4 protein-coding genes are annotated in these 4,250 nt (G+C 65.5%); 3 read left to right on the forward strand and 1 reads right to left on the reverse strand.

The features are described from left to right. The 3 genes from G9373_RS44620 to gvpO all read left to right on the forward strand — a co-directional run. On the forward strand, positions 1–218 hold a 218-nt coding region (locus G9373_RS44620; protein WP_167121204.1), incomplete at its 5' end, for an aldehyde dehydrogenase family protein. Between the two features lie 123 nt (positions 219–341). Then, the gene (locus G9373_RS44625) at positions 342–734 is read left to right on the forward strand and encodes a tautomerase family protein (protein ID WP_005566527.1); all 393 of its coding nucleotides are present in this window, start codon (positions 342–344) and stop codon (positions 732–734) included. Positions 735–2,225: 1,491 nt separating this feature from the next. Continuing rightward, positions 2,226–2,570, forward strand: coding sequence for a gas vesicle protein GvpO (gvpO, locus tag G9373_RS44630; RefSeq protein WP_005566532.1), 345 nt, complete (start codon positions 2,226–2,228; stop codon positions 2,568–2,570). A gap of 255 nt (positions 2,571–2,825) precedes the next feature. Here gvpO and G9373_RS44635 read toward each other — a convergent pair. Next, positions 2,826–4,250 (reverse strand): thioesterase domain-containing protein (locus G9373_RS44635; RefSeq protein ID WP_240961142.1); only part of this gene is annotated, 1,425 nt, incomplete at its 5' end.

Consider the following 4,250-nt stretch of genomic DNA (forward strand, 5'->3'; position numbering starts at 1 on the left):
AGAACGAGGTCGAGGTCGGCATGGTCGGCATCAACGTCCCCATCCCCGTCCCCATGGCGTACTACTCCTTCGGCGGCTGGAAGAACTCCCTCTTCGGCGACACCCACGCCCACGGCACCGAAGGCGTCCACTTCTTCACCCGCGGCAAGGTCGTCACCACCCGCTGGCTCGACCCCAGCCACGGCGGCCTCAACCTCGGCTTCCCCCAGAACAACTAGCCCTCCATGAGGCTTTCGTAGACGGAAAACCCACCAATCACCTGTGCGGGGTGCGGATCTCGGACCGCACCCCGCACAGGCCCCAACCGCACGATCACCCATCACACCATCAAGGAGCACGTCATGCCTCTCGTTCACATCCACGTCATCGAGAACAGGCGTACTCCTGAACAGCTTCGTCACCTCGCGGATGTGGTGCAGGGCGTGATGCTCGAGCACTTCGCAGCACCGGACCGAGACCGCTACCAGATCATCTCCGAGCACAAGCCGGGTCAGATCATTGCCGAGGACACCGGGCTGGGGTTCGAGCGAACCGACGACATCGTGGTCGTGCAGGTGGCCCAACAGGGCCGCAGCCAGGAGCAGAAGAAGGCCATGTATCGGGCACTGGCTGATCGCCTGCACGATGAGACCGGTTTGGCGCCAACCGATGTCATCGTATCGGTGCTCGAAAACACACGCGACGACTGGTCCTTCGGCAACGGTGTTGCCCAATTCGTGGAAGGACACCTCTGAGAACGGGCATCGACATGACCGGATATCAAACAGAGATCCTCACCTTCGCCGTGACCTGGGCACGCTACGACGGCTACACGGACATCTCGGCGCACCGATCCGATGGCGGATCCGCCTGCGGGAACCCGAGGGATTCGTCGCTGCTGATTCCGGCCTGTCCAGCATCGGCACAGCGATCCGCCGGGTTTCGACGTACAGCCGCCACAACCAGTCGAGAGCGAAGGAGGCGAGGTGCTCTCGAAACGCACCCTTGTCCGTGACCAGCATTCCGGTCGGTTCTACCCAGCCACGACGCATGATCTCACTGACTGAAAAGTGCACTGCCCGGCTCGACGCTGCGTACAGATAGTCATACGGCTCGCGTTGGCCGACACGGTCTGCGACACACACCCCCGTCGGTACGATGCCACCCGACCACCCGTACTGCTTCCTTCAGCACCGTCAGCACAGCTCTGGTCTCCTCGCTCTTGGCAACTGCCCACTCGAGGAAGTACTTGGATACCAGAGCCGTGCCATCTCCTTGTCCCCGATATAGTTCGATTCGCAAGCAGTGCTCGCAGGGAGCCGAAGTTGCCCACCGACACGAACAACTCCTGGGACTCCTCCAGGTCGAGCGACGCGAAGAAACCGAGATACGTCGCGTCCTGGAGAGCCGCGCGCACAAATGCCACGCCCAGATGACCCACGTCGTGTCGACTGAGCAAAATGGCGGCTCGAATGCTTTCCTGCTGGCGACGAAGGGAACTGTTGACGGCCAACAGCCGGAATCCTTCGCCACGTCAGCCCACTGCAGGTCGCCGACAGTGAGCACATGTTCGGTACAGTCCGCGAAACGTTCCACCGCCCCGATCCGAGACGTCGAGGGGCGTCCAGCGATGAATCGGTCCGTCATTGTCTTCCGACATCGGGCTCATCACGTCGGAGGCTCCGTTGCATGCGCCGGGGACGGTGTGTCGCTCGGGCCTCCTACCTCAGGCATCGCCAGGGCCCCGACGGTGCAACCTTGTTCGATGAAGCCGGCCCATTTCGCGGGCAAATCGACTCCCCGGCCCACCTCGAACTCCATCCGCTGATTCCCGTCGAGCGACTTGTACCCGCTGCCCTGAGCCATGGTCGTTCACTCCCTGCAGCCGGCGAGCCGGCGCCTCCCACCGAGGGCCGATCGCGAACACCTGACCGTCTTGTTACTCCGGATGGCCGGAGGCCGGAACTCAATTGGTCGCGGTGTCCTCGATCCGGAGGATGTCAGAAGAGAGCACCCTGTGTGTAGGGGCAATGGTGCTGCAATCGCCTCGGCACGCAAGCGCGGGTCGTCCTTCGACGACGAACATTGAGCAGTGCCGGGCATCTGCACGCTCCGGCACTTGCACCAACAGTCGGTTCGCTGCCGAAGTCGGCGCCCACGCCCCTGGTGTCCGGCCACCAAGCAGAGAAGAATTTGTATATGCCCAGCTCACACCGGACGCTCCGGAGGAGAAGGAGATGGTTGGGATGGCTGACGAACATCCCCCGCCCGTGTCGGCAGCGGCGGCCGCTGCGGCCGCGTTGCGTGACATCGCAGATGTGATCGGAAAGGAATCCGAGAACGCGACGGCGGTGGTGCCGACCGAGGAGGGCTGGTCGGTGGAAGTGGAGGTGGTCGACGACCGGCACATACCCCCGTCAGCGGACATGCTCGCACTCTACGAGGTGGTGCTGGACCTCGATGGAGAATTGCTGTCGTACCGGAGGACTCGCCGGTACCGGCGCGGCTCCGCCATCGAGGTGGCAGACGAAGCGCTTCCCGTCGACGAAGATGACGAGCCCCACCGTGACCGAAGCGACGGTGCCCGGTGACAGGTGCCGGTGCGAGTTCGCGTCCGCACACCGCAGGTCCTCGGCGCTCACGTCGGTGCGCGTGTCGACGAGGAACTGTCAGGAGGGCGAGTGTCGTGGAGAGCATGAGAACACACCACCCCGATGGTCGGCAGGTGCGCCGACAGCCGTGGTCGATGCTCCCAACCGACGAGTAGGGGAATCCGCCGGCAACAAGCGAATCGAGCGCGTAACTCACGGAATTCATCACCCGGCGCGCCGGCCGGGCGTGCGCGCCTAGGACCGGGCGAGCCGGCGGTCCGCGAGCGCAACGTGCTGTGCGAGGACGGGGCCGATGCCGGCGAGCGCTTCCGGACTCGTCATCTGCTGGTGCGTTACGGGAACGGCGTGTTCGAGGATCTCGCCGCTGATGTGCGGCCTCCACGCGGAGACGCCGGTGGATGCATCCACGGAATCTGCCGCACCGAAGTACAACAGATCGAGACCGCTCGGTGTGGACGGGCGGTGCGCGAGGGCGAGGTCGACCGTCTGGGTGAACACCCGGTGGACGGAGTCGAGGTCGTCCACGGTCACACCAGCGAACAGTCCGCCGGTGCGACGCAATACTTCCACGGCACGATCCGTGGTCGCCGCCGCATTCTCGTCGCCCGGGACCACCGCGCCGAGCTCCGCCAGAAGTGCTGCCACGGTGGGCTTCTCCGTCGTGTGACCGAATCCTTCGGCCAGGTGTGTGTCGAGCATCGCGAGGGTGGCCACCTCCTCGCCGACACCCGTGAGCTGCACCGCCATCTCATGGGCGATCTGACCGCCGACCGAGTAGCCGACCAGGTGATACGGACCGTCCGGTTGCACCGAGCGGATCCGTTGGACATACCGGGCGGCGAGATCCTGCAAGGAGTCGACACGCAGGTCCGGGTCGGTCAGCGCCGGGGATTGCAGCCCGTACACCGGACGGTCGCCGAGATACTGCACCAGTCCGGTGAAGCACCAGGCCAACCCGATCGCGGGGTGGATGCAGAACACCGGGTTGCCGGTTCCAGTGGTACGCAGCGGCAGCAGGACGTCGAGCGACCGGTCGGCGGCATCCTCCGCCCGGGAGTCCTCTGGCGCCGTGGCGATCATGTGCGCCAGGGCTTCCGGTGTCGGATGGGTGAAGATCCACTGCACCGGCACGGCGCGCGCGGACGATTCGGCAATCCGCGCGATCACGCTCGTCGCGGTGAGCGACGTGCCGCCGAGCGTGAAGTAGTTGTCGTCGAGGCCGACCCGGTCCAGGCCGAGCCCCTCGGCGAACGCGGCGGCCACTACTTCCTCGGTCGCGTTGCGCGGCGCCCGGTACGCGGCGCGCACCGCGGCGAAGTCGGGCTCCGGCAGGGCGGCGCGGTCGAGTTTCCCGTTCGCGGTGACCGGCACGGCGTCGAGCACGGTCACGGTCGCGGGGACCATGTGCGGGGCCAACCGCGCGCGGGCGTGCGCCAGGACCGCGGAGGTGTCGAGTAGCGAACCCGCAGCGGGGACGACGTAGCCGGCCAGCCGGTCGCCGCTGGTGTTCACGACGGCACGATCGATACCGGGGTATCCGAGGAGAGCCGATTCGATTTCGCCGAGTTCGATCCGGAAACCACGAATCTTCACCTGAAAATCCGAGCGACCCACATACTCGAGCACCGGCCCACCCACCGACCGCCGCCACCGCACCAC

Source organism: Rhodococcus sp. A14 (assembly GCF_011603105.1).
GTDB lineage: Bacteria > Actinomycetota > Actinomycetes > Mycobacteriales > Mycobacteriaceae > Rhodococcus_F > Rhodococcus_F opacus.

Bases quoted from the DNA above. Each gene is read 5' to 3' on its own strand.
- G9373_RS44625 (WP_005566527.1), top strand. From the start codon at position 342: ATGCCTCTCGTTCACATCCACGTCATCGAGAACAGGCGTACTCCTGAA.
- gvpO (WP_005566532.1), top strand. From the start codon at position 2,226: ATGGCTGACGAACATCCCCCGCCCGTGTCGGCAGCGGCGGCCGCTGCG.